This window comes from Pseudarthrobacter sp. B4EP4b (assembly GCF_006680095.1).
GTDB lineage: Bacteria > Actinomycetota > Actinomycetes > Actinomycetales > Micrococcaceae > Arthrobacter.
The window spans coordinates 1-22,618 of the sequence record NZ_VHIJ01000072.1 but is presented as its reverse complement, the minus strand read 5'-3'; the positions used below and the strand labels follow the sequence as shown (position 1 = coordinate 22,618).

The 22,618-nt window shown below is 65.1% G+C and carries 24 protein-coding genes and 2 pseudogenes; 7 read left to right on the top strand and 19 right to left on the bottom strand.

Annotated features, from left to right (window positions below; translation table 11 throughout):
• Window positions 1-195 (bottom strand): annotated as a pseudogene (locus FNL14_RS23515) (hypothetical protein); the annotation flags it as partial.
• Between the two features lie 85 nt (window positions 196-280).
• On the opposite strand from FNL14_RS23515, the gene FNL14_RS21745 reads away from it, so the two are divergent.
• The gene (locus FNL14_RS21745; RefSeq protein ID WP_142064557.1) at window positions 281-2,293 is read left to right on the top strand and encodes a M3 family metallopeptidase; all 2,013 of its coding nucleotides are present in this window, start codon (window positions 281-283) and stop codon (window positions 2,291-2,293) included.
• Window positions 2,294-2,532: 239 nt separating this feature from the next.
• Here the strand turns inward: FNL14_RS21745 and pdxS are convergent, their stop codons facing one another.
• The 6 genes from pdxS to FNL14_RS21715 all read right to left on the bottom strand — a co-directional run bounded on the left by pdxS (window position 2,533) and on the right by FNL14_RS21715 (window position 10,768).
• Window positions 2,533-3,459, bottom strand: a complete 927-nt coding sequence (gene pdxS / locus FNL14_RS21740; protein ID WP_142064554.1) for a pyridoxal 5'-phosphate synthase lyase subunit PdxS — start codon at window positions 3,457-3,459, stop codon at window positions 2,533-2,535.
• Between the two features lie 145 nt (window positions 3,460-3,604).
• A complete protein-coding gene (gene pgsA / locus FNL14_RS21735) occupies window positions 3,605-4,228 on the bottom strand; it encodes a phosphatidylinositol phosphate synthase (RefSeq protein WP_142064551.1) in 624 nt (207 codons plus the stop codon).
• Window positions 4,218-4,805, bottom strand: coding sequence for an HIT domain-containing protein (locus FNL14_RS21730; RefSeq protein WP_091419818.1), 588 nt, complete (start codon window positions 4,803-4,805; stop codon window positions 4,218-4,220). The genes pgsA and FNL14_RS21730 overlap by 11 nt, the downstream gene beginning before the upstream one ends.
• A gap of 17 nt (window positions 4,806-4,822) precedes the next feature.
• Complete coding sequence (gene thrS, locus FNL14_RS21725) at window positions 4,823-6,832, bottom strand: threonine--tRNA ligase (protein WP_142064548.1); 2,010 nt, start codon at window positions 6,830-6,832, stop codon at window positions 4,823-4,825.
• A 115-nt stretch (window positions 6,833-6,947) separates the two neighbouring features.
• Entirely contained in the window at window positions 6,948-10,436 is a 3,489-nt protein-coding gene (locus FNL14_RS21720) for a DNA polymerase III subunit alpha (protein ID WP_142064545.1), read from the bottom strand.
• Window positions 10,433-10,768: a DUF6504 family protein gene (locus tag FNL14_RS21715; protein ID WP_142064542.1), complete on the bottom strand. Its 336-nt coding sequence runs from the start codon at window positions 10,766-10,768 to the stop codon at window positions 10,433-10,435. Before FNL14_RS21715 ends, FNL14_RS21720 begins: the two co-directional genes overlap by 4 nt.
• Before the next feature lie 208 nt (window positions 10,769-10,976).
• Here FNL14_RS21715 and FNL14_RS21710 point away from each other — a divergent pair, with 208 nt between their 5' ends.
• Window positions 10,977-11,366 carry a hypothetical protein gene (locus FNL14_RS21710; protein WP_142064539.1) on the top strand — a complete coding sequence of 130 codons (390 nt, stop codon included), beginning with the start codon at window positions 10,977-10,979 and terminating at the stop codon, window positions 11,364-11,366.
• A gap of 17 nt (window positions 11,367-11,383) precedes the next feature.
• Here FNL14_RS21710 and FNL14_RS21705 read toward each other — a convergent pair whose 3' ends face one another.
• Window positions 11,384-11,704 carry a chorismate mutase gene (locus FNL14_RS21705; RefSeq protein ID WP_091419810.1) on the bottom strand — a complete coding sequence of 107 codons (321 nt, stop codon included), beginning with the start codon at window positions 11,702-11,704 and terminating at the stop codon, window positions 11,384-11,386.
• Window positions 11,705-11,723: 19 nt separating this feature from the next.
• On the opposite strand from FNL14_RS21705, the gene FNL14_RS21700 reads away from it, so the two are divergent.
• Window positions 11,724-12,146 carry a VOC family protein gene (locus FNL14_RS21700; protein ID WP_142064537.1) on the top strand — a complete coding sequence of 141 codons (423 nt, stop codon included), beginning with the start codon at window positions 11,724-11,726 and terminating at the stop codon, window positions 12,144-12,146.
• Window positions 12,147-12,171: 25 nt separating this feature from the next.
• On the opposite strand, the gene FNL14_RS21695 is transcribed toward FNL14_RS21700, so the two are convergent.
• Window positions 12,172-12,933: an SOS response-associated peptidase gene (locus FNL14_RS21695; RefSeq protein WP_142064535.1), complete on the bottom strand. Its 762-nt coding sequence runs from the start codon at window positions 12,931-12,933 to the stop codon at window positions 12,172-12,174.
• A 119-nt stretch (window positions 12,934-13,052) separates the two neighbouring features.
• Between FNL14_RS21695 and FNL14_RS21690 the strand changes: the two genes are divergently transcribed.
• Entirely contained in the window at window positions 13,053-13,310 is a 258-nt protein-coding gene (locus tag FNL14_RS21690) for a mycoredoxin (RefSeq protein ID WP_050054887.1), read from the top strand.
• 90 nt (window positions 13,311-13,400) lie between these two features.
• Here the strand turns inward: FNL14_RS21690 and FNL14_RS21685 are convergent, their stop codons facing one another.
• From FNL14_RS21685 to FNL14_RS21665, 4 genes are all read right to left on the bottom strand, one after another.
• Entirely contained in the window at window positions 13,401-14,147 is a 747-nt protein-coding gene (locus FNL14_RS21685; RefSeq protein WP_142064560.1) for a lipoate--protein ligase family protein, read from the bottom strand.
• 180 nt (window positions 14,148-14,327) lie between these two features.
• The gene (locus tag FNL14_RS21675) at window positions 14,328-16,058 is read right to left on the bottom strand and encodes an AarF/ABC1/UbiB kinase family protein (RefSeq protein ID WP_142064533.1); all 1,731 of its coding nucleotides are present in this window, start codon (window positions 16,056-16,058) and stop codon (window positions 14,328-14,330) included.
• A 5-nt stretch (window positions 16,059-16,063) separates the two neighbouring features.
• Window positions 16,064-16,600, bottom strand: coding sequence for a PadR family transcriptional regulator (locus FNL14_RS21670; RefSeq protein WP_142064530.1), 537 nt, complete (start codon window positions 16,598-16,600; stop codon window positions 16,064-16,066).
• Between the two features lie 70 nt (window positions 16,601-16,670).
• A complete protein-coding gene (locus tag FNL14_RS21665) occupies window positions 16,671-17,474 on the bottom strand; it encodes a thioesterase family protein (protein ID WP_142064527.1) in 804 nt (267 codons plus the stop codon).
• A 167-nt stretch (window positions 17,475-17,641) separates the two neighbouring features.
• On the opposite strand from FNL14_RS21665, the gene FNL14_RS21660 reads away from it, so the two are divergent.
• Window positions 17,642-18,319 carry an endonuclease/exonuclease/phosphatase family protein gene (locus FNL14_RS21660; protein WP_142064524.1) on the top strand — a complete coding sequence of 226 codons (678 nt, stop codon included), beginning with the start codon at window positions 17,642-17,644 and terminating at the stop codon, window positions 18,317-18,319.
• 51 nt (window positions 18,320-18,370) lie between these two features.
• On the opposite strand, the gene FNL14_RS21655 is transcribed toward FNL14_RS21660, so the two are convergent.
• Both FNL14_RS21655 and FNL14_RS21650 read right to left on the bottom strand, forming a co-directional pair.
• Window positions 18,371-18,880, bottom strand: a complete 510-nt coding sequence (locus FNL14_RS21655; RefSeq protein WP_142064521.1) for an NUDIX domain-containing protein — start codon at window positions 18,878-18,880, stop codon at window positions 18,371-18,373.
• Between the two features lie 50 nt (window positions 18,881-18,930).
• A complete protein-coding gene (locus FNL14_RS21650) occupies window positions 18,931-19,122 on the bottom strand; it encodes a DUF1918 domain-containing protein (RefSeq protein ID WP_091419798.1) in 192 nt (63 codons plus the stop codon).
• 83 nt (window positions 19,123-19,205) lie between these two features.
• Here FNL14_RS21650 and FNL14_RS21645 point away from each other — a divergent pair, with 83 nt between their 5' ends.
• Window positions 19,206-19,718, top strand: a complete 513-nt coding sequence (locus FNL14_RS21645; RefSeq protein WP_142064516.1) for a metallophosphoesterase — start codon at window positions 19,206-19,208, stop codon at window positions 19,716-19,718.
• Window positions 19,719-19,815: 97 nt separating this feature from the next.
• Window positions 19,816-20,709, top strand: a complete 894-nt coding sequence (locus FNL14_RS21640) for a glucose 1-dehydrogenase (RefSeq protein ID WP_142064510.1) — start codon at window positions 19,816-19,818, stop codon at window positions 20,707-20,709.
• A gap of 63 nt (window positions 20,710-20,772) precedes the next feature.
• Here the strand turns inward: FNL14_RS21640 and FNL14_RS21635 are convergent, their stop codons facing one another.
• From FNL14_RS21635 to FNL14_RS21620, 4 genes and pseudogenes are all read right to left on the bottom strand, one after another.
• Window positions 20,773-21,216, bottom strand: a complete 444-nt coding sequence (locus tag FNL14_RS21635; protein WP_142064507.1) for a DUF1810 domain-containing protein — start codon at window positions 21,214-21,216, stop codon at window positions 20,773-20,775.
• Window positions 21,200-21,766 carry a DNA alkylation repair protein gene (locus FNL14_RS21630; RefSeq protein WP_142064505.1) on the bottom strand — a complete coding sequence of 189 codons (567 nt, stop codon included), beginning with the start codon at window positions 21,764-21,766 and terminating at the stop codon, window positions 21,200-21,202. Before FNL14_RS21630 ends, FNL14_RS21635 begins: the two co-directional genes overlap by 17 nt.
• Complete coding sequence (locus FNL14_RS21625) at window positions 21,763-22,122, bottom strand: TraR/DksA C4-type zinc finger protein (protein ID WP_142064502.1); 360 nt, start codon at window positions 22,120-22,122, stop codon at window positions 21,763-21,765. The genes FNL14_RS21630 and FNL14_RS21625 overlap by 4 nt, the downstream gene beginning before the upstream one ends.
• A gap of 21 nt (window positions 22,123-22,143) precedes the next feature.
• Window positions 22,144-22,618, bottom strand: a pseudogene (locus FNL14_RS21620) (lytic transglycosylase domain-containing protein); the annotation flags it as partial.

Sequence of the window (22,618 nt, the reverse complement as noted above, 5' to 3'; positions counted from 1 at the left end):
CGTCGGGGTGGGGCTGGGGACCGGAGTTGAGGCTGGTGTCCCCGAACCGGCTACTTCGGAACTGGAAACTGCGGGCCTGGGGGTCTGCCCGTTCTGCTCAGCCACCAACCCGCAGCCGGCCAGTGCAGCAGCTGCGAACAATGCGCAGACGGTGGCGCCGGCGCGCGCGGCGGCACCACCCCAACTAATCCCCATAGCCGTCATTGTAGGTATTGTGGCCGGCCGCCACGGGCATTTGGAGGTCGTTGAGAAGGCGTGGCCCGTGTGGAAGATTTACGTCATGACAAACCCCCTGCTCCATCCCAGTCCGCTTCCGTTCGGCCTGCCTCCCTTTGCTGACCTCCAAACCTCGCATTATGCGGAGGCCGCAGAGGCCGGGTTCGCGGGGCACCTGGCCGAAATCCGGGCCATTGCGGAGAACCCCGAAGCGGCCACCTTTGAGAACACCGCGGTGGCGATGGAGCGGTCCGGCCTGTTGCTGCAAAGGGCTTCTGCCGCCTTCTTCACCCTGGTGTCAGCGGATGCTACGGATGACATCCGGGATCTTGAAACCGAACTCTCGCCCCGGTTTTCAGCCCACCAGGACGAGATTTTCCTGAACCGGGCCCTGTACGAGCGCTTTTCTGCCCTCGATCCTTCCGGCCTCGATGCCGAGTCCGGGCGCCTGGTGGACGAGTATCTGAAGGAATTCCGGCAGTCCGGCATCCAGCTGGACGCGGCCGGGCAGGAGCGGCTGAGGGAGCTCAACGCGGAACTCTCCCGGTTGGGCACAGAGTTCGGCCAGCGGGTTAAGGAAGGGATGAAGTCGGCAGCCCTCCTGCTTGATGACGCCGCGGACCTGGCCGGGATGCCTGCCGACGACGTGGCACGGGCCGCGGAAGCTGCCCGTGCTGCGGGGCACCCTGGGAAGTTCCTCCTGACGCTGATCCAGCCCACCAACCAGCCCGCCCTCGCCGTCCTTGAGAACCGGGACATCCGTCGTCGGCTCTTTGAGGCCTCAGTGGCCCGCGGGAGCAGCGGCGGGAACCTCGACGTCCTGGAGTTGGCCCGGTCCATGGCGGGACTCCGTGCCGAAAAGGCGGCTTTGCTGGGCTTCGCCAACTACGCAGAACTGGTAGTGGACCGCCAGACCGCGCCTGATTTTGAGTCGGTCCAGTCGATGCTGAACCGCATGGCACCGGCGGCAGTCCGCAACGCCGACCGTGAAGCCGCCGCCCTTGCCGACTCAGCCGGACACCCCCTGGAGGCCTGGGATTGGGCCTTCTACTCTGCAAAGGTCCGGCGGGAGAAATACGAGGTGGACGAGCAGGCACTTCGTCCATATTTCGAGCTGGAGCGGGTCCTCACTGACGGTGTCTTTTTCGCCGCAACATCCCTTTACGGCATCACCTTCCAGGAACGGACGGACCTGGCCGGCTACCACCCGGATGTCCGTGTCTGGGAGGTCCGGAACGAGGACGGCAGCGCTTTGGGCCTTTTCCTGGGCGACTACTACACGCGGGAGTCCAAGCGCGGGGGTGCCTGGATGAATTCGCTGGTGGAACAGTCGGAGCTGCTGGGAACAAGACCAGTTGTCATCAACAACCTGAACATCTCCAAGCCGCCGGCGGGCGAGCCCACGCTGCTGACCCTCGATGAGCTGCGGACCATGTTCCACGAATTCGGCCATGCACTCCACGGGTTGTTCTCAGACGTGACCTATCCGAGGTTCTCCGGCACCGCTGTCCCCCGGGATTTCGTCGAATACCCGTCCCAGGTCAACGAGATGTGGATCATGTGGCCGGAGGTGCTGGCGAACTACGCCAAACACTACAAAACCGGGGAGCCACTCGCCCAGGAAATTGTGGACAAACTTCAAGAATCACAGCTGTGGGGTGAGGGCTTTGCCACGACGGAGTATTTGGGGGCGGCCCTGCTGGACCTGGCCTGGCATGTTCTGGGAGCCGCCGATGTGCCTGAGGACGCAGTGGCTTTCGAGGACAAGGCACTTGCGGCCGCCGGCATCGCCCATGCCCTGATCCCGCCGCGCTACCGCACGGGATACTTCCAGCACGTCTTCGCCGGCGCCGGATACGCCGCCGGATATTACTCCTACATCTGGAGCGAGGTGCTGGACGCCGAAACGGTGGACTGGTTCACCGAGAACGGCGGGCTCACCCGCGCCAACGGCGAACGCTTCCGGCAGGAGCTGTTGTCCCGCGGAAACAGCAGGGACCCCCTCGAGTCCTTCCGAACCCTCCGAGGCAGAGAAGCAAGGCTGGACCCCCTCCTAAAGCGCCGCGGCCTGGAGTAGCCCCGCTCCCCATACCGCTTAAAGAAGTACGACGCCGGTCCCCCACCAAGAAAAGGTGAGGAACCGGCGTCGTACATAAAGACGCAAGGCGACCACTTAGCGACGGACGGCGTTATCCGGCAGCGTGCGTAAAAGGGCCCCCGCGCCCCAGCCAGCGACGAAAGCTGCCGAGAGAGCGCGGGGAATAGCACGCAGAGGATGACGCCGCCCGGCGCCCCGAAAGGCGCCAGAGAAGCGATTTACCAGCCGCGCTCGGCGAGGCGGTGCGGCTGGGGGATCTCGTCGACGTTGATGCCCACCATGGCTTCGCCCAGGCCGCGGGAGGCCTTGGCAATGACGTCGGGGTCATCGAAGAAGGTGGTGGCCTTCACGACGGCGGCGGCGCGCTGGGCGGGGTTGCCGGACTTGAAGATACCGGAGCCGACGAACACGCCGTCCGCGCCGAGCTGCATCATCATCGCGGCGTCGGACGGGGTGGCGATGCCGCCGGCGGTGAACAGCACCACCGGAAGCTTGCCGGCAGCGGCGACTTCCTTGACCAGTTCGTACGGGGCCTGCAGTTCCTTGGCCGCAACGTACAGCTCGTCCTCGGGCAGGGCGGCAAGCTTGGCGATCTCGGAACGGATCTGGCGCATGTGCCCGGTGGCGTTGGAGACATCCCCGGTGCCGGCCTCGCCCTTGGAGCGGATCATCGCCGCGCCCTCGTTGATGCGGCGCAGAGCCTCACCAAGATTGGTGGCACCACAGACGAACGGAACCGTGAAGTTCCACTTGTCGATGTGGTTGACGTAGTCGGCCGGGGTCAGGACCTCGGACTCGTCAATGTAGTCCACGCCCAGAGACTGCAGGACCTGGGCCTCGACGAAGTGGCCGATGCGGGCCTTGGCCATGACCGGGATGGACACGGCGTCGATGATCTGGTCGATCATGTCCGGATCGGACATGCGGGACACGCCGCCCTGGGCACGGATATCGGCCGGAACGCGTTCCAGCGCCATCACAGCAACAGCACCGGCATCTTCGGCGATGCGGGCCTGCTCGACGTTGACGACGTCCATGATGACGCCGCCCTTGAGCATCTCAGCCATGCCCCGCTTCACGCGGCTGCTGCCCGTGACGCTGTTCGCGGACGAACCGGCCTCGTTGCTTACATCAGGTGTAGACACAAAAACCCCTATGGGTAGATAGATGACCTTCGCCGGGCGTGCAGGGCGGCAAGGAGATGCCATGTTTACACACACCGGGTTGCCGGATCCATTGACCGGGCAGTCCTAATACTAGTCTCACCGCGGCCGGCCGGCTCAATTCGTGTTAATCGGCCGGAGACGGTTCCGCAAGAGCCTGGCGGCGCACCGAAGCCACGCGCTGGACCACCGTGATGAGGCTGGCGAGGGCGAGCAGTGAAAGCGTCACCAACAGGACCACGCTCGGCAGCCCCAGACCGGTAAATCCGGTGACCACCAGAACCGAAACCAGGCGCTCCGCGCGTTCGGCGATACCGACGTTCGCGGTGAAACCCAGGGACTCGGCTTTTGCCCTGGCGTAGGAAACCACCATGCCCAGGACAAGGCACACGGTGGCCATCATCGCGATGGGGACGTTGTCCCCGCCGGTGAAGAACCACACGGCGAGCCCCGCGAACAGGGCACCATCGGCGATCCGGTCCAGGGTGGAGTCGAGGAAGTTGCCCCAGCGGCCGCCCACCGCCTGCATCCTTGCCATGATGCCGTCCAGGACGTCGGAGAAGATAAACGCCGTGATGAACAGCGTTCCCCACCAGAGCTGGCCCAAGGGGTAAAAGACCAGGGCGCCCACCACCACGCCGGCCGTGCCGATGATCGTGACGGCGTCGGGCGAAACACCTATGCGCAGGAGCCAGCGGGCAAACGGGGTGAACAGTGCAGTGAAGAACCCGCGCGCGTGCTTATTCAGCATCCGTCTCCCCGGGCCAGGCGTCGGCGACCTGCTGGCGGACCTCATCAAGGGTCTGCGTTATCGCCTTGGTCTGGGCGATGATGGGGAAGAAGTTCCCGTCGCCGCCCCACCGGGGAACAATGTGCTGGTGCAGGTGCGCGGCGATACCGGCCCCGCCCACCACGCCCTGGTTCATCCCCAGGTTGAAACCGCCCGGATTCGACACTTTCCGCAGGACCCGCATGGCGGTCTGGGTAAGCTCGGCGAACTCGGCTGTTTCCTCCACAGTCAGGTCGGTGTAGTCCGGGACGTGGCGGTACGGGCAGACCAGGAGATGCCCGGGGTTGTACGGAAAAAGGTTCAGCACCACATAGCAGGTCTTTCCCCGGTAGACGATGAGTGCTTCCTCATCGGTACGGGCGGGCCCAACACAGAACGGGCAGTCGTTTTCGTTCTTGAACTGGTGCTGGCCGCCCTTGATGTAAGCCATCCGGTGCGGAGTCCACAGGCGCTGGAAAGCGTCCGGGACACCGGCGAGGTCAAAGTCGTCGGTAACGCCGGCATCGCCTGGATATCCTGCGCCTGTGTTCTCCTGCACCGTGCTGTTCCGTTTCGCTAGCTGGTCCGGTTCCGGACGGCTTCCGTGATCCGCTTGATTGCCTCGGCCACGGGCACGCCGTTGTCCTGGCTGCCATCCCGGAAGCGGAAGGAGACAGCACCCGCCTCGGCGTCATCTCCGCCGGCGATGAGCACAAACGGGATCTTGTCCTTACTGGCGGTGCGGATCTTCTTGGGGAACCGGTCCGAGGAGGTGTCCACCTCGGCACGGATCCCTGCCGCCTTAAGCTGATCAACGACGTCGAACATGTACTCGTTGAACGTCTCCGCCACGGGGATGCCCACCACCTGGACAGGTGCGAGCCACGCCGGGAAGGCGCCGGCGTAGTGCTCGGTCAGCACACCCATGAACCGCTCCACCGAACCGAAGAGCGCACGGTGGATCATCACAGGACGCTGGCGGGTGCCGTCGGCGGCCTGGAATTCCAGCTCGAAGCGTTCAGGCAGGTTGAAGTCCAGCTGGATGGTGGACATCTGCCAGGTGCGGCCCAGCGCGTCCTTGGCCTGGACGGAGATCTTGGGGCCGTAGAAGGCTGCTCCGCCCGGATCCGGAACGAGTTCCAGCCCGGATTCCTGCGCAACCTCGGCCAGTGTCCTGGTAGCTTCCTCCCAGGCTGCGTCCTCGCCGACGTACTTTTCCGGGTCCTTGGTGGACAGTTCCAGGTAGAAGTCGTTGAGCCCGTAGTCCTTGAGCAGGTCCAGGACGAAGGTCAGGGTCTTGGTGAGTTCGTCCTTCATCTGCTCACGGGTGCAGTAGATGTGGGCGTCGTCCTGTGTCATGCCGCGCACTCGGGTGAGGCCGTGCACCACGCCGGACTTCTCGTACCGGTAGACCGAGCCGAATTCAAACAGGCGCAGCGGCAGCTCACGGTAGGAACGCCCGCGCGACCGGAAGATGAGGTTGTGCATGGGGCAGTTCATCGGCTTCAGGTAGTAGTCCTGCGCCGGCTTGCGGATGCTGCCGTCTTCGTTGAGTTCCTCATCCACCCGCATCGCGGGGAACATGCCGTCCTTGTACCAGTCGAGGTGGCCGGACACTTCGTAGAGGTGGCCCTTGGTGATGTGCGGCGTGTAGACGAACTCATAGCCGGCCTCGACGTGGCGCTGCCTTGAGTAGTCCTCCATCTCCTTGCGGATGATGCCGCCCTTGGGGTGGAAGACGGGAAGGCCTGAACCGAGTTCGTCCGGGAAGGAGAACAGGTCCAGTTCGGAGCCGAGTTTGCGGTGGTCGCGGCGCTCGGCCTCGGCAAGGCGTTCCTGGTATGCCTTGAGGGCGTCCTTGGTGGGCCAGGCGGTGCCGTAGATCCGCTGCAGCTGCTGGTTCTTCTGGTTGCCCAGCCAGTAGGCCGACGACGACCGGGTGAGGGCGAACGCGTTGGAGATCATCTTGGTGTTGGGCAGGTGCGGGCCGCGGCAGAGATCGCACCAGACGGTGGTCCCTTCCTTGCGCTCAACATTGTCGTAGATGGTGATGTCGCCGGCCCCGACCTCTACGTTGACACCCTCGCCGGCCTCGGCGGCCTCGTTCTTCTTGCCCAGGAGTTCGAGCTTGTAGGGCTCGTTTTTCATGGCTTCGCGCGCTTCGTCCTCGGAGACGACGCGGCGGACGAACTTCTGGTTCTGGTTGACGATCTTGAGCATCATCTTTTCGAGGGTTTTGAGGTCCTCGGGGGTGAAAGGCTCGGCGACGTCGAAGTCGAAGTAGAACCCGTCAGTGATGTAGGGGCCGATGCCCAGCTTGGCATCGGGGCGCAGCTGCTGGACAGCCTGGGCCATCACGTGGGCCGTGGAGTGGCGGAGGACATTCAGCCCGTCCGGGGAATCGATGGTGACGCCCTCAACCTCGGCACCTTCCGGCAGTTCCTGGTCAAGGTCCTTCAGCTCGCCATTGACGCGGGCCACTACAACATCACGGCGCTCAAAGAAGAGTTCCGCACCGGTTGTCCCGGTAGTCACCTTGGTCTCTTCGCCATCGACGAGAAGGGTGATCTGCTGGGCATCTGACACGGGTGTCTCCTATTCAAAGTTAAGGCTTCATAGCTTGTGGCATACGGGGACCACAGCCAGCCACCGTCAATGCTATCGGTCCCCGGAGGGCCGGCCAAAGCGGCGCACGGCAGCTTCAACCGCTAAAACCGGTAATTGCCAGGGTCCTGCTGATCCCGTCAAGGGGATGCGGGCCGTCAACAGCGCGGTGCGAAGGAGTTGGGAAGGGCAAGGTCTCCGTGCGGCTGAGGTCCCACGCCATGCTTGCACTGATGCTGATGCCCCGCGGCCCTGTCCTCCTGGTGGTGCCGCGGATGAGCAGCAGCCGGGTGCCGAACAGGAGCATACCGGCGTTTTCCTGGGCTTCGTGGAAGAATACCGAATCGATGCAGCCGGTGCCGTCGTCAATGCTGATGAATACCACCCTCCTGCCGCCACGCATGGGCGGCGTCTGGGTGGCCACCCGCACGCCGGCCACCAGGACTTCGGTCCCGTTGCGCAGGCTAAGGAGCTGGTCTGCGCTCGTGACCCCAAGCCTGTCCAGGGTGGGGCGGTGGCTTTCCATCAGGTGGCTGCTGACATCCACAGCCATCAGGTCCAGTTCCGCCCGGACATTCTCCACGAGGGTAGGCGCAGGCAGCCCGGGCTTGACGTTGCGCAGTTCCACATCCCCCAGGGGAAGGGACATTTGACCCTCCAGCACTTTCACACCCTTCCGTGCGCTGCCGGCACTTTGCAGCTGCTGAAGGTGCTGGACCAGGTCTGCCCGGTTGGCCAGCCCACCGGCCTCACGGTGGAGGGAATCAAAAGCACCCAGTTGGGCAAGGCGCTTGATGCTTGGCTTGCTGAGCCGCGAGTGCGCACGCAGGTCTGCCAGGGAATCGTACGGCTGGCCGGCAACAATCCTTTTCAGCTCTGTAGCGGAGAGCCCATAGATCCCCTTCAGGCTTAACCGGATTCCCAGCTTCCCGGCATCCGGGCCCTGCCGGATGCGCTCCACCCGGTACTCCCCTTTGCTGAGGTTGATGTCCAAAGGAAGGATGGGAATGCCCAGGCGCCTGGCCTCTGCCACCAGCAGCCGCTTGGGGTACATGCCGGGATCGTGTTCCCACAGGCCGGCAAGGAACGCCTCCGGGTGGTGCGCCTTCAGCCAGGCCGACTGGTAGGTGGGCACCGCGAAGGCCGCCCCGTGGGCTTTGCAGAAACCAAAGCTGGCAAAGGACTTCAGGGTGTGCCACACCTTGTCAATGACATCCGGGGAGAAATTCTTCGCCCTGGCATGCTTGCGTAAGTATTCCTCCACCGTGAATTCCCCGGCTTCGTTACTGAGGGCGCGGCGGAATTCATCGGCTTTCGCCAGGCCGCACCCGGTCATCACGTCCAAAGTCCGCAAGATTTGTTCGTGGAATACCGTCACCCCGCGGGTTTCCTGAAGTACCGGCTTCAGGAGGGGGTGCGGGTAGACCTCAGGGGCAAACCCGTGCCGGTGCTCCAGGAAGGGCCGCACCATGTCCGATTTCATGGGCCCCGGACGGAAAAGCGAAATATCGATGATGAGGTCGTTGAACTCCCGCGGCGCCATCTTGCCGATCAGCTCGCGCTGCCCGGGGGACTCGATCTGGAAGCAGCCCAGGGTGTGGGTGCTCCGGATGAGTTCAAAGGTGGGCTCATCATCCAGCGGAATGGCGTTGAGGTCGATGTGGCCGTTGTCTGCAATGAAGTCAGGCCCTGACCCGTCAGGGCCTGAAGGATGCTTGCCGGCAGCCACCACTTCCTTTTTGGAGGGATGGATGCGGATGATCTCCCGGACTGCAAATGCCATGGCGCTCTGCATCCTGACGCCCAGGACGTCGAGCTTGAGCATGCCCATGGGATCCATGTCGTGCTTATCGAACTGGCTCATGGGCAGTCCAAGCCCGCTGGGCTGGACCGGGGTGCGGTCCAGCAGGGTGGCGTCCCCCAGGATCACGCCGCACGGATGCATGGAGATGTGCCGTGGCAACCGGTCCAGGCGTTCGGTCAGGTCCACCAGCAGGTCAAGTTGCTGGTTGCCGTGGGAATCCCGCTGTTCCACCCGGCCGGCAAATTCCCTCAGCTCGGGCTTCTCCTGCAAGGCTTCCCGGAACTTTGAAGCAGAGAACCGCCACAACTGCTTGGCGATGTCCCCCACGTCGCCGTCATCCATTCCCAGGGCAAGGCCGGCGTCCCGCACAGCACCGCGTGCCCGGTAACCGTTCTGCATGCTCATGAGCGTGACCCGCTCTTTGCCAAACCGCTCGAAAATCCGGTGGTACACGTTATGCCGTTCGGCGCTCTCAACGTCGATATCAATATCCGGCAAGGTGGCCCGGTCCTGGGAGAGGAACCGTTCGAAGATGAGGTCGTGCTGCAGCGGATTTACCTGGCTGACGTCAATGAGGTAGTTGACGAGGCTGGAGGCTCCGGATCCCCTGGCGGCTGCCCGCACCCCCATGTCCTGGATCATGCGCGAAACCTCTGCCACTGTGAGGAAGTAGGAGGAGAACCCCAGGTTCCGGATGATGCCCAGCTCGTGGTCAAGCCGATGGAGCATTTCCTTTTCGCTGTTGCCGGCAATTCCGGGGAACCTCCTGCCAATCCCGGCCTGGCAGCGCTGCATCAGCTCCACGTGAGGGTCCTGGCTGATCCCGATGACCGCGGCTTCCGGCACTACCGGCTGCTTCCACCCCATGTCCGCTTCGGGATCTATCCTGCACACATCGGCGAGCGCCTCTGTTTGTGCCATGAGCCTGTTGAGGTCTTCTGCGCCGTAGCCGGCAGCGGAGATGATTTCCTTCCCCAGCTGAAGCATTTGCCGCGCGGATTTCAGCCAGGCCTGGCCGTTGGGTTGCAGCAGTGGTTCCTGGGCCAGTTCCGGAAGGGATTTCAGGGTCCGGGCTGAATCCAGGACGTCTGCGGTTGCCGCTCCGTCCTCCGCGCAATACCGGACCGCGTTGGTGAGGATTGCCGGGATGCTGTGTTCTTCGGCGAGTTTGAGCATCCGGACGGCGTGTGCCGTGCTCAGGGGGGATCCCGGGGCGCTGAGCTGGGACACGATCTCGGCCACCACAGTTCCAGCGGGCATGGCGTCCAGCCATTGCTTGAAAAGGGTGCGCGGGCGCAGGTAACGCCGCCCGCCCATGGCCCGGCCGACGTCGGAATCCGGGCCTATCAGCACCATCAGCACGGGTTTAAGGGTTTGGGGATCCAGGGTGCGGGAGGCAAGTTCGGCACGGGTCACGGCCACTGGCACAACTCCCCCGGATTTTCCCGAAGTGCGGGCATGGGCGTCGGACACCAGCCGGCACAGGGCGCGGTAGCCGGCACCGTTGTTGTTGCCGCGGGCGAGTACCACCACACGGCCTGCCAGCTGCGTGCGGTGATCACCGTCGTCGTCATAGACCGCAAGGTCCACCCCCACGATGGGGTCAATGGCGGCGGCCATACACGCCTTGAGGTGCTTGATGGTCCCGTACAGGCCGTCCCGGTCAGTGCAGGCGAGCGCGGTGGCACCGTCAGCAGCAGCCACCTGTGCCAGTTCCTCGGGCCAGGACACTCCATAATGGGCGCTGAATGCGGTGGAGACGTGAAGGTGCGTGAAGCTCATGCTGTTCTGGGTCGGAGTGCGTCATGGATCCGCAGGATGCGCCAGCGGCCGCTGCGGATATGGCGGGTCAGGTCAAGGGTGAGCGGCTCTCCCTGTTCAGCCAAGCCGGAGCCTGGAGCTGAAGGCAGCACCTGGACCCGCCAGATTTCGTGGTCCACCAGGCCGGGGCCGCTGCCCAGCGGTGCACGGGTTTCTTCTGCCCACCATTGCCTGCGCTCGTACCAGCGCACAGGCTCGGCACACACCGAATAGGAACGTCCGGCCCAGACAACAGCAACCGGATGGCCCTCAGGGGTGCAGGAGACGTCCACGGATTCGCTGAACATGCCCATGGCGCCTCCCGGATGCAAAAGTTAGAACAGAATCTGTTCGAATATATATTCGAACAGAACCAGTCTACGCCTCCCTGAAGCCCCCGCATAGACAAAGGACGGGGCGCAGGTCCAGGGGGAAGGGGAATGCCCCGGATGCGTCCTCGGCTTCCATTTCCGTCAGCCTTCAGGGGTGGACGGACCGAACGGCAGGGAGCAGGATTGTGCCATGAGCACCCATGACGCACTCCTCAAGCAGGTCAGCATCAAGGCCCAGGACTCCACCCTTGTGGCAACATTCGATCTGGACGGCAGCATCCCCGGTTCCGGTGCCTACGTGGTGGGGCTTGTGGCTGCCAGTCCGGACTACTCGTCCCAGCGGCGCCTGGGCATCGAGTTCATGAACGGGAAACCAATTTCCTTTTTCTCGTTCAACCATGACCAGAGTTGCGAGGAAAACTACGATCTCTCAGGCGTCAGCCACTCGGACAGCACCATCACCGGCCACTTCCCCATGGCAGCGATCAATGGCCTCGGCGAGGGGCACGTGATGACCGGCTTCAGTGAGGCTGACGGCCGGGAATTCCAGTCAGGTGTTCCCGTGGAGGAGAACCTGTAACAGCTGGGTCGGGCGGCTCAGCTGTTTTCTTTGTGGACCCGGAGTTCGAGTTCGATGAAACCGGAGATCATGGCCCGGTAGGTGGACTCGACGATGTCCGGGTCGATGTCCTTCTTCTCGGCTGCGGACCGGACGTGTTCAATGATCCGTTCCACCCGCCCCGGAGCGCGCACCTCTGCGTCATCGCCCTTGAGCGTTCCGGCGATCCGGATCAGGCGCTCGCGGCGGGCGATCAGGGTGACAATCTGCTCATCCACTTCGTCCACGGCAATCCGGACGGCAGCGAGCTGTTCCTTGTCGGCCAAAGCGTCTCGATCGTTCCCTTGAATTGTCGCCATCCTCTGACAGTATCGAACCATGCAGCCAAGAGTCGACTTCATTTCCCTGGGGGTCCGCAGCGTTCCGGCGTCCCGCGCGTTCTATGTTGACGGCCTGGGCTGGCCGGTCCACCGTGAGGTTCCGGGGGAAGTGGTGTTCATCCAGGTGAACCGCGGCCTGATGCTGTCGCTCTGGGACGTCCGCCAGATGCAGGCCGATGCCGGCGTCAGTGCCCCCGGTCCCGTCCCCCGCATCACACTGAGCCACAACCTTCCCGGCACTGAGGACGTGGACCGGGTCATGGCAGAAGCAGCGGCGGCCGGCGCCGAAATCATTGCCGAGCCGATTACCCAGCCTTGGGGCGGGTACACCGGCTACTTCGCAGACCCTGACGGCTTCCGCTGGGAAGTGGCGTACAACCCCACTTGGACAGTGGACCACGACGGTACGGTCACCGTTTAGCTCCCGTCCCCCGCGGGTGGGGCTGCTAGAAGAGTGCTTCCACCGGGCGGATCAGCTCCGGCCCGTTGTTGCGCACATTCCCCACGTCCTTGCCTACTGAGTCAACGTGCCAATCCGACGCCACATCCTTGACCCCGGACCGGACCAGGTCCACCAGCCCGGCTGCATCGTCCGCCTGCGGGTCCAGCCACGCTTCCATGGTGGATTTGTCCATCGGCAGCGGAACCCGGTCGTGCAGTGCCGTCAGCTTGCCGAACACCGTCTCTTCGCTTCCGGGCGGCGGCGTGTCAGTGGTGAGGATGGACGTGGATAACACCCAGCCGCCCGGCTCCCCCGCCGGCCACGCCGGATCCTTCCACCACTCGTACAGCCCGGCGAAAACCAGGCCGCGGCCCTCTCCCGGATGCACGTAGTAGGGCTGCTTCGACTTCCCGGGCCCCTGCTTCCATTCGTAGTAGCCGTCCGCGGGGACAGCGCACCGGCGTGACTGAACGGCTTTTCGGAACGCCGGTTTCTCCAGCACGGATTCGCTCCGGGCATTAATCATCCGGGAACCGATGCCGGGGTCCTTCGCCCAGGACGGAACAAGCCCCCACCGCGCCACGTGGAGCTGGCGCACCTGCTTCGGCGCAGGCCCCTCGTCAACCAGCCGCTCCAGGACGATGGGCACGGCATCGGTGGGCGCCACATTCCAGGACGGCGGAAGGTGCACTTCCTCCTCAATTTCGGCGTCGAACTCAGCCAGCAGGTCCCCTACAGCACGTGCCATCACATAACGTCCACACATGGCTCCAGCATGCCACCGGGCCGATGACCTGTCATGTGAAGTGCCCGGGACCGGGGAATATGGGCCTGCACGCTACCGTTGAAGGTAAGGAACCTCTGATCGACACATAGGAGACACTTATGGACTTCACTCCCGAATCCGGCACCATCACCATGTTCTCCACCACCTGGTGCGGCTACTGCAACCGGCTGAAGAAGCAGCTGGACGCGCAGGGCATCGGCTATAACGAGATCAACATCGAGGAAGTGGAAGGTACCGCTGAGCTCGTGGAGCAGCTTAACGGCGGCAACCGCACAGTGCCCACCGTCCTCTTCCCGGACGGCACCGCGGCCACCAACCCGTCCGCTGCTGAGGTCAAGACCCGCCTCGCAGCCTAAGCGCCAGGAAGCCACAGCACCGGGGCAGCCCACAGGCACCCAGGCGAAACGGGACCAACGCCTTTTGTTGGTCCCGTTTTTGTTGCAGTCTTATGCCCCCAGGCCGCTGAAGGGTGCCATCTCGAGGGCGGTGTGTCCGGCATAGGTTGCCAGCAGCGCCGCCTCCACCGCTGCAACGTCCACGCCGGGAACAAGATCGTCCACTGCCCCGGCCGTGGCGGGATCCCAGTCCAGCCCCAGGGCAGCATAGGTATCGGTCAGGACCTTGCGGATGGGCGCGGAGTTTTCCACCACGATGACGGAGCTGAACAGCCAGCCGCCGGCCACCACGCGCTGGGCGGTACCCACCAGCTTCACCTGGCCGGGATTACCGGGGCCGCTGCCGTGCACACTGAATTCCCCGGGGCAGTACTCGCCGGGAATTTCACCTACCGCTGCGTGCACCCCAAGGCTGCGCAGGGCATCCGCAAACAGCTCACCGAAGTACCCGAACCGGCTTTTTGATCCGGCGATGGCATCCGCGTCCGGTTCAATGTGGTCCACCACCAGCGTCCCCTGGTGATAGGCCGCGGCCCGGCCCCCGGCGCGGCGGACCAGCGGCTCAAAACCGTTGTCGCGGCAGGCCTGCTCCGCTGCTTCGAAACCGGGCAGCCGGGTGTCCCGCTGGCCGAATGCCACCGTGGGGGCCGGCCGGTACAGCCGCAGCGTGGGGCCGATGTCCCCGGTCCTCGCCCTGCCCAGGAGCTCCAGGCCAAATTCCAGGTCCCGTCCGGCTCCCAGCGAAACCTCCTGGCGCACCACTGTCAGTGTGCGGGTCCCCGGATCGGCATGGTGCATGTTGCTAAGCTCCCCTGTGGTCATCGTGCAGTTCCTTGTTGTGCTGCCGCGGTCGCAGTGCTTCGCGCGACGTGCGGGCAGACAGGCCAAACCTAGGTTACGCCGTGGCCTTCTACGCCATTGACATCGCCGGGATTGTGTTTGTTGCCCTTCGTCGGGCGCTCGACGGCGGCAGCCGGCTCACAGCCTCGGATTCCGGCCGCGCCGCCCCACCCACAGGCCGTGCAGCAGCGGGAGGGCGGACGCAAGCATAAGCGCGCTGCCCAGGGCGGGATCGTCCGCACGCACCACAGCCCCTGCAATCAACACGGCGCCGAATACCAGGGCCGATGCCGCGCGCCGCACCGTCCGGTCCAGCCGGGCCGCCCGCCGCTCCAGGCGGGGGTTGGCAGCGGTAAGGTTGCCTTCCTCGATCCTGGCGATGAGTGCGTCGAGGCGCCCGGGCAGGCGGAGCGCTAGTCCTGCGGCCTCAAGCGCCTGCTGGGCAGCGTCCTGCAGGAGGTTGCCGCGCTCGTCCCGGAGCAACTGCGCGGCGTAGGGCTCCACCGAGTCCCACAGGTTGAACCGGGGATCCAGGGAACTGCACACTCCGGACGTCAGCGACATCGCACGGATGATGAGCAGGAAGTTCTCCGGCAGCTGGAACGGCAGGGAGCGGACCACATCGCCGAATTCCACCGCGAAGTCACGGAACTCCCGCGGATCCACCTCGCGCAACTCGGCGAAACCCATTCCGCCGAAGCGGCCGAACAGCTGCGTCATGGCCCTTTCCAGCCCCGCCACGTCAGCTGACGGCATCAGGACGCCTACATCGCCGATGGCTGCGACCAGCCCCTTGCCGTCGCGCGAGGCGGCGGCGATCAAAAGCTTGCGCAGGCCGCTGCGGGTCGAGGCCGGAACCTCACCCATCATGCCGAAGTCGATAAACGTCAGTTTCCACGGGAGCCCGCCGGCGCCGGCAGGAGCCGGGGTGACGAAAATATTGCCCGGGTGCGGGTCCGCATGGAAAAACCCGTTGGTGAACAGCTGGTCGAACATCACGGACGCGAACACCGGCGCCACCTGGGCGGGATCGATGCCTGCCGCCTTGAGCGCCGCGACATCCGTAATCTTGATGGCCGTGACGTCCTCGAGCGTCAGCACGCGGCGGGTGCACCGCTCCCAGGCGACCCGGGGCACCGCCACCCTGTCATCGTCAGCGAAGTCCACCCCGAAACGCTCGGAGTTGGCGGCTTCATGGAGGTAGTCGATTTCCTCGAAGCTGGTCTGGGCGAATTCCATTACCAGGGCCGGGACGTCGGCGCGGCTGGACACCACGCGGAAGCGGCTCAGCCATCCCCCCACCTTCCGCAGTGCTGCCAGGTCGACGTCGACAATTGCGTCGATGCCCGGGCGCTGCACCTTGATCACGACATCCTTGAGGCCCGTCTCGGCAGCATCAGCAGGAAGAAGCCGTGCACGGTGTGCCTGCCCCAGCGAGGCAGCGGCGATGGTGGTCTCCTCAACCCAGGCGAAGGCCCGCTCGAGCGGGACTCCCAGTTCCTTCTCGGCCAGGGCCCGGATGGCTGGAAACGGGACCGGCGGCACCTCGTCCTGCAGTCCCGCGAGTTCGGTGGTGATTTCCGGGGGAAGCACATCAAGCCTGGACGAGAGGAACTGGCCCACCTTGATCATCAGGCCCCCGAGGTCCACCGCGAGCACGTGGAAGCGCCGCGCGAAGCGCTGCATCCTGGCCGGCCGCGTCCGCTCGGCCACCAGCCCAAGCCCGAGCCGCGGGAGCAGCAGCTCAAACCACCAGGTCACTGCCAGGTTCCAGGCCGCGAAGCGGAGTATGCGGCGGTACCGGGCGCGGATATTTCCGGCGCCGGGATCGTCCACCGGATCTGCACGGTTGCGGCGGACCGAAGCCACCCGGGTCAGCCCTGGGCGAGGATGGAATACATCCGGCGGCGGGCCTCTTCGAGCACGGCCACGGCCTGCTGCACCTGGTCAGGCGTGCCCGTGCGGCCAACTTGCGCCGCGGCCTGCGCCAGTTCAATTCCAGCCTTGGGCAGGGAACCAAACCCGGCGGCCGGTCCTGCGGCGCCCCACGGCGCTGACTCATGGACGCCTGCGGCCTCCTCACGGCCGGCTTCGGTCAAAGAATAGATTTTGCGGCCGTTGGATTCCTCGACGCTGATGACACCTTCGTCGGCCAACAGTTGAAGGGTGGGGTAGACAGAGCCGGCGCTTGGTTTCCAGCTGCCGCCGCTGCGCTCCTCGATCTCACGGATGATCTGGTAGCCATGCATGGGGCGCTCCGCGAGCAGGGCAAGCACGGCTGCCCGCACCTCGCCCTTCCCGGCGCGGGTTCCACCACGCCTTTCGAACCGCGAACGGAACTCCTCAACAGCCTGCCAGATGCCGTCGATACTGTGTCCGCCGAAGCCGCCTGCCGGGTACGAATCGCGCACTGGGTCTCCTCTGTAAATCGCCAACGATATACAACGACACTTAACGATACATCCGCCGGGCGGGGCGGGGTCAGCTTTTGCGGAGGGTCAAAATCTGCTCCGCGCGCCCGAAAGGGCCCCGCAGATCGTGCAGGACTGTCGAGGTGAGGCCAATCCCGTCCCGGCCAAAGGAGACGGCGTTGTCCAGGCCCAGCCACTCCCCTTCGGGGCGCCGGTACATGTGGATCTGGAGGTCAACGTTGGGGAAGGCGTAGCTGTCCTTGCCCGGCGGCACCCTTGCGGCAATCCCGTTGGCGGTGTCCACCAGTCCCATCAGGCGGGCGAGGTCGCCGCTGTCCGCCTTGTCCGTCAGGGGATGGTCCGTGCGCAGCCACACCTTGCCGGCCCCCGGCCGGTGGCCTTCCGCCACGCGCATTTCAAGGGAGCGGATGTAGCCGCCGGGCCACACTGATGCGCCATCATAGGGCTTGCATTCCTCCGGGCCGGGAATGGCGGTGTCCTCCACGGCCGCCACGGCTGAGGTATCGCTGGTGACCATCCGCCAGGCGGTGGCCCGAATGGCGGTGCGGCCGCCTGCAATCAATTCGGCCTGCAGCAGTTCGATGGTTTTTCCCGGGCGGAGCGTGGTGGTCTCGATATGGAACCCGCCACCGGGAATCAGCCCCAGGATTTCGTAGCTGAGCCGCGCCATCCGCAACCCCTCCCGCGGCTGGTGCCGCTCCAGGGAATCCGCCATGAGGCCTGATGCGGGGGCCATATGCTGCTCGTGGACATTCCAGGCACCCTGCGCGTGGATCGTGGAGCGGAAGCGTCCCCCGCCCAGTGACTGGTAGTAGTAGTTTCCCTCGGCCAGTTCAGGCAGATCGGTGGTCAACGGTGGCCTTCCCGGAGATTTCAGTGAATTCGGACTAACTCTATCGTTGCGGCGGCAGGCAACCGGCATAGGTTGTTGGAGGACTCGGTGAAATGTTGGACCCTGACGGCGGTCTGCGGACTAGACTCTTGATCGGTCCTGTCAGCAACCCTCGGAAGAGGTGTTCCATGCGCGTTATCAGCTACAACCTCCGCAAGCACAAAGCAAGCGGCGAACTCCTCGCCCTGGCACGGAACCATGACATCGATGCACTCTGCCTCCAAGAGGTGGACGCGAGCGACCTCCCCGAGACCCTGGGCCCGCTGCACCTCGCTGACGCCACCAAGGGAAACCGGCTCGGGCTGGCCATCTACTACCGCACCAGCCGCTTCACGGCGCTGGACACCCAGTCCTTCGCCCTGAAGAAGTCGGTTCACGACAGGGTCCTGGCCCCGGCCCACGAGCGGCTCATCGGCACCAGGGTGGTGGACAACGAGACCCAGCATGAACTCGTGATCGGCTCCTTCCACGCAGCGCCCCTCACGGCCTCGAACTCCCTGCGGCGCAAGCAGATCCACGCCGCCCACGCCGAACTGCTCAGCATGGGCCAGGGACTCATGACGCTGATGGTGGGCGACTTCAACTACCCGTTCTTCACCAAGAACCTCCACGTCCATATGAAGAACTCTGGCTACGCGCTCTCGCTCAGCAACCGGCGGACCTACACCCGCTACAAGGTCTTCAAGGGCCACTTCGACTTCGCCACGTCGCTGGGTCTGGACATCGAGAGCGTTGAGACGCTGCCCCGCGGAAACTCAGACCACCTGCCCATCCTGGTCCACGCGGAATACGGCAGGGATTATTAAGCAGGCACGTCTGCTGAGCAGGACTGGAGCGGGATCCGGCAGGGAGGAATCCTATGCCGGGGCGTCAATCCGTTCCCGCAGGTCCGGCCAGGCAGCGGCAAAACCGGGGTGCAGTTCCTTGCTGTCCACCTCAGCCAACGGTATCCACAACAACTCAATGCTTTCGGGGTCGCTGATGACGGGATCGAACGGTTCCCTCACCTGCACCACCACGGTGGTGTAGGACCAGTAGTCAAGGTCCAGCACGGAGGTGAAAAGCACCTCGACGTTCCCGGCGGGCACGGCGGCCTCCTCCCAGGCTTCGCGCAACGCTCCCGCCACGGCGTCCTCGCCCTCGTGCAGCGCTCCTCCCGGAAGGCCCCACGTTCCGCCGTTGTGGCTCCAGACGGCCCGATGCTGCAGGAGAACACCCTTGGCGGGATCGTAGGCGAGGACGCCGGCGGCACCAAACCTGCCCCAGAAGCGGCCGCGGCTGCCCTCGACCCAGGCGTCACCGGGATCGCGGGGACCGGTGCGGACAGGCGGGGTGGAGGACGCGGCGGACGCCAAAGAATGATCCATCGGTCCAGTCTGACAGGTGCCCGGGGACGGGCGCACCCACCCTGCCGGTACTAGTGACCGTTGCCGCGCTCGACGGCGAAATCACCGCCGGGATACATGATGGTTTCGTGTCCGTCATCAAAACGGACCAGGTAGGGCGGCGTTCCGCCTTGGCCGCGGACCTCGAGAATCACTCCGTGCCGGTCCGTGGACCCTACCGTCCTGCCGTGCACAATGATCCGGTCGCCCTGGGTTGCCTCCATGGCAATCACCTCCAGCCCCAGATTACGACTCCGGACGGGGAGCGGAAAGGGCCGGCGCAAAGTGGACGTGGCAGGATTTCGGTATGCCGCTGAACCTCCTCCTGCTCGCCGATACCCATGTGCCCAAGCGTGCCCGCGCGCTCCCTGCGCAGGTATGGGCCGCCGTCGAAAGCGCCGATGTGGTCTTCCACGCCGGCGACTGGGTGACGGCGGATCTGCTCGACGAACTTGAGCAGCGAAGCCGCTCCCTGGTGGGGGTCTACGGAAACAACGACGGCCCCGACCTGCGGTCGCGGCTGCCCGAAACGGCCGCAGTCACGCTGGACGGCGTCCGGTTTGCCATGGTGCACGAGACGGGGCCGGCGAAAGGCCGGGAAGCGCGGTGCGGTGCGCTGTTCCCTGATGCCGACGTACTGGTTTTCGGGCACAGCCACATCCCTTGGGACACCACCACCGAAGGCGGGCTGCGGCTGATCAACCCGGGCTCCCCTACCGACCGGCGCCGCCAGCCCGCCTGCACCTACATGACCGCCGTGGTGGACGCCGGCGCCCTCGAGGATGTCCGCCTGGTGGAAGTCCGCCGGGACCGGAGTTGAGGGCGAAAGCGGGTTGGCAGCGGCGCACATCATTGCCTAGGCTGGAACGGTAAGCATACTTAGCTTTTAGTGTCGCCTTAGCACCAGGAGGACCACCATGACTGACCAGTACACCTTCCGCAATCCCGTTACCGCCTACGAAAAGATCTCGCCGCCGGAGCAGCACCAGCCCGAGCCCGGCCTGGACGCGGACCTAGCGCCGAAAGCGGATCTGGGCGAGGACACCTACCGCGGCACTGGACGGCTGGAGGGCCGGAAGGCGATCGTCACGGGAGCAGATTCCGGGATCGGCGCGGCCACGGCCATTGCTTTTGCCCGCGAGGGGGCCGACGTTGTGCTTTCCTACCTGCCGGAGGAAGAAGAGGACGCAGCCCGCATTGCCGGCATCATCGAAGCCGCGGGACGCAAGGCCGTCAAGGTGCCCGGTGACCTGAAGGACCCCGCCGCCTGCCAGGAGCTGGTGGATACAGCCGTGGCCGTTCTGGGCGGCGTGGACATCCTGGTCAACAACGCCGGAAAACAGGTGGCGCAGGAGGACATCGCCCAGATCACGGACGAACAGTTCGACCACACCCAGAAAACTAACGTCTATGCGATGTTCCGGGTGACCAAGGCCGCGGTTCCGCACATGCCGGCCGGGTCCACCATCATCAACACCACGTCCATCCAGGCGTACAACCCGTCCCCCACGCTGCTGGACTACGCCACCACCAAGGCGAGCATCAACAACTTCACCAAGGGCCTGGCGCAGCAGCTCGCGCCCAAGGGCATCCGCGTCAATGCGGTGGCACCCGGGCCCATCTGGACGCCGCTGCAGGTCAGCAGCGGCCAGCCCAAGGAGGAACTGCCGGAGTTCGGCCAGTCCACTCCCCTCGGCCGGGCCGGCCAGCCCGCCGAACTCGCACCTGCCTACGTTTTCCTGGCCTCCCCTGAATCCAGTTTCGTGCTGGGGGAAACGTTGAACGTCAACGGCGGCAGCCCCACGCCGTAGCGCCCCACACAGCAGGGACGACGGCGGTGCCCCGTGCAGGACGGGTGGGGCATCGCCGTCGCGCTAGCCTTCGTTAAGGCCGGCGAGGAGATCGTCAGTTGCGGGGTCCGGCTGGCCGTCGAAGAACTGCGCGAGGACGGTTTTGAAGACGGTTTCCCCGGGAGCTGCGCGGAGGAACAGCGTCATGGATGAGCGCAGTTTCCGGGCGTCCACGCTGCCAAGAATCTCCTCGGCAGCGCGGTCTTTATGGGTGCTGAGCACCTGGGCGCATTCGAGCAGCCGCGGGCCCAATACCGGGTGGTCAAGGTAGTCCCGGGCCTCCTCAAGGGAGCTGATGGCGTACCGGCGGGCTGTGTCGCTGTGCCCCAGCCCCGCCAGCTGGGGAAAAACGAACCACATCCAGTGTCCGGACTTGTTGCCCACCTGCAGTTCGGCGAGCGCCTGGTCGTAGGTTCCACCGCTGTTTTGTGCGGCAACAAAGCGTTCCAGGTCATAGGGATCGTTCACGGGTGTCTCCTTGTGGTGGGGCTTGGGGTGCGGACTGTTGCTCGAGGAATGCTGCCGCGTGGCGCAACTGCGGATCCGGGCCTGTCCGCCACCGGGCCAGGACAACGGCGGCCCGCTGGCGGTCACGGCCGTTGAGCCGCGCCAGGAAGGGGGCCACCACGTCCGCGAGCAGCGGGTCAACCAGTTCCCTTGTTCCGGCGGACCGAATAAAGCCCTCGATCCGGGTCAGGTCGGAATGGCGCAGCAGCGCCGCTTTGGTTTGCAGCAGCACCACTGCGGCGAGCCTGCGTTCATAGACTGCGCGGGAGCCGGGCCCTGGCTGGCCCCACAGCGCGGACGCCAGCTGCACCACGGCGTCGTGGTCGAGGTCCTTGTACTTGCGCAGCGCATCCCGGACGGTTCCGCGGACGGCGCCGACGGAAGACCCGTATGAGGCGAGCTCCCCGCCCAGCCTGCCCTCGACGTCGTCCGCCCGGTACCAGGCACCCTCATTCTGCAGGGTGCGGTCAACAAACCCGGCAGCAGCAGCCACCAGATCCCCCGCACTCATCGGGTGCGGCCTGCCGACGCGTGCCTGATGCAGAACGGCGTCCAGGGGCGCGCCTCCAGCCTTCCTTCGGCGATGGCTTCGCCACAGACGGCGCAGGTCCCGTAGGTGCCGTCGGCGATCCTGGCCAGGGCGGCGTCAACCTCGTCCAGTCCGGCGCTGCTCTGCTTGAGAAGCGCCGACGCCTGGGAGAGTTCGAAGGCGATGGTGGAGCCTTCGGGATCATGTTCGTCGTCCACGTTGGAATTCTGGCGGGCGGAGTTGGCCGAAACGATGTCTGCGCGGAGGGCCGGAAGCAGCGCCACTTTCCGCGCCCGCTCCTCCTCGAGCAGGATCCGGAACCGTTCGAAGTCAGGCATGGGAAAAGCCTAGCGCGCCGGTCAGTACCAGTTGTTGGCCACCGAATGATTCCAGGCCCCGCACGGAGAGCCGTAGCGGCCGCGGATGTAGCCCAGGCCCCAATCGACCTGGGTGCGGTAACTGGTGAGCCAGTCGCTGCCGGCGCTGGAGTATTTTCCGGGCGGCAGCGCCTGGGCTATTCCATAAGCACCAGAGTAGGGGTTGGTGGCTGTGGTCAGCCAGTTCGATTCCTTGGTCCAGAGCTGGGCGAGGCACAGGAACTGGTCCTGGCCCCAGCCGTACGCGCCCAGCCGCCCCGAGGCGTAGCTTTTGGCCCCTGCAGGGTCATTGACGGCACCGCCTGGAACTGACGGCACGACGACGGGCGGCGGGACGGGTGCCACCGGCAGCGCGGGTGCGGGGGCAGGATCCGCCGGCGCCGGGTTCGCGGGTGCCGGCTTGGCGGGTGCGGGGTTCGCGGGTGCTGGATTTGCCGGCGCAGGGACGGCTGGAGCC

What these genes read in the sequence shown, in the direction of transcription:
- FNL14_RS21645 (WP_142064516.1), top strand. Translation starts at nt 19,206, where the DNA reads ATGCCGCTGAACCTCCTCCTGCTCGCCGATACCCATGTGCCCAAGCGT.
- FNL14_RS21640 (WP_142064510.1), top strand. Translation starts at nt 19,816, where the DNA reads ATGACTGACCAGTACACCTTCCGCAATCCCGTTACCGCCTACGAAAAG.
- pgsA (WP_142064551.1), bottom strand. Translation starts at nt 4,228, where the DNA reads ATGCTGAATAAGCACGCGCGCGGGTTCTTCACTGCACTGTTCACCCCG.
- FNL14_RS21700 (WP_142064537.1), top strand. Translation starts at nt 11,724, where the DNA reads ATGCAGCCAAGAGTCGACTTCATTTCCCTGGGGGTCCGCAGCGTTCCG.
- FNL14_RS21715 (WP_142064542.1), bottom strand. Translation starts at nt 10,768, where the DNA reads ATGGGCATGTTCAGCGAATCCGTGGACGTCTCCTGCACCCCTGAGGGC.
- FNL14_RS21705 (WP_091419810.1), bottom strand. Translation starts at nt 11,704, where the DNA reads ATGGCGACAATTCAAGGGAACGATCGAGACGCTTTGGCCGACAAGGAA.
- FNL14_RS21745 (WP_142064557.1), top strand. Translation starts at nt 281, where the DNA reads ATGACAAACCCCCTGCTCCATCCCAGTCCGCTTCCGTTCGGCCTGCCT.
- FNL14_RS21655 (WP_142064521.1), bottom strand. Translation starts at nt 18,880, where the DNA reads ATGGATCATTCTTTGGCGTCCGCCGCGTCCTCCACCCCGCCTGTCCGC.
- FNL14_RS21630 (WP_142064505.1), bottom strand. Translation starts at nt 21,766, where the DNA reads ATGAGTGCGGGGGATCTGGTGGCTGCTGCTGCCGGGTTTGTTGACCGC.
- FNL14_RS21625 (WP_142064502.1), bottom strand. Translation starts at nt 22,122, where the DNA reads ATGCCTGACTTCGAACGGTTCCGGATCCTGCTCGAGGAGGAGCGGGCG.
- FNL14_RS21685 (WP_142064560.1), bottom strand. Translation starts at nt 14,147, where the DNA reads ATGCACCATGCCGATCCGGGGACCCGCACACTGACAGTGGTGCGCCAG.
- FNL14_RS21720 (WP_142064545.1), bottom strand. Translation starts at nt 10,436, where the DNA reads ATGAGCTTCACGCACCTTCACGTCTCCACCGCATTCAGCGCCCATTAT.
- FNL14_RS21690 (WP_050054887.1), top strand. Translation starts at nt 13,053, where the DNA reads ATGGACTTCACTCCCGAATCCGGCACCATCACCATGTTCTCCACCACC.
- FNL14_RS21650 (WP_091419798.1), bottom strand. Translation starts at nt 19,122, where the DNA reads ATGGAGGCAACCCAGGGCGACCGGATCATTGTGCACGGCAGGACGGTA.
- FNL14_RS21710 (WP_142064539.1), top strand. Translation starts at nt 10,977, where the DNA reads ATGAGCACCCATGACGCACTCCTCAAGCAGGTCAGCATCAAGGCCCAG.
- FNL14_RS21660 (WP_142064524.1), top strand. Translation starts at nt 17,642, where the DNA reads ATGCGCGTTATCAGCTACAACCTCCGCAAGCACAAAGCAAGCGGCGAA.
- FNL14_RS21695 (WP_142064535.1), bottom strand. Translation starts at nt 12,933, where the DNA reads ATGTGTGGACGTTATGTGATGGCACGTGCTGTAGGGGACCTGCTGGCT.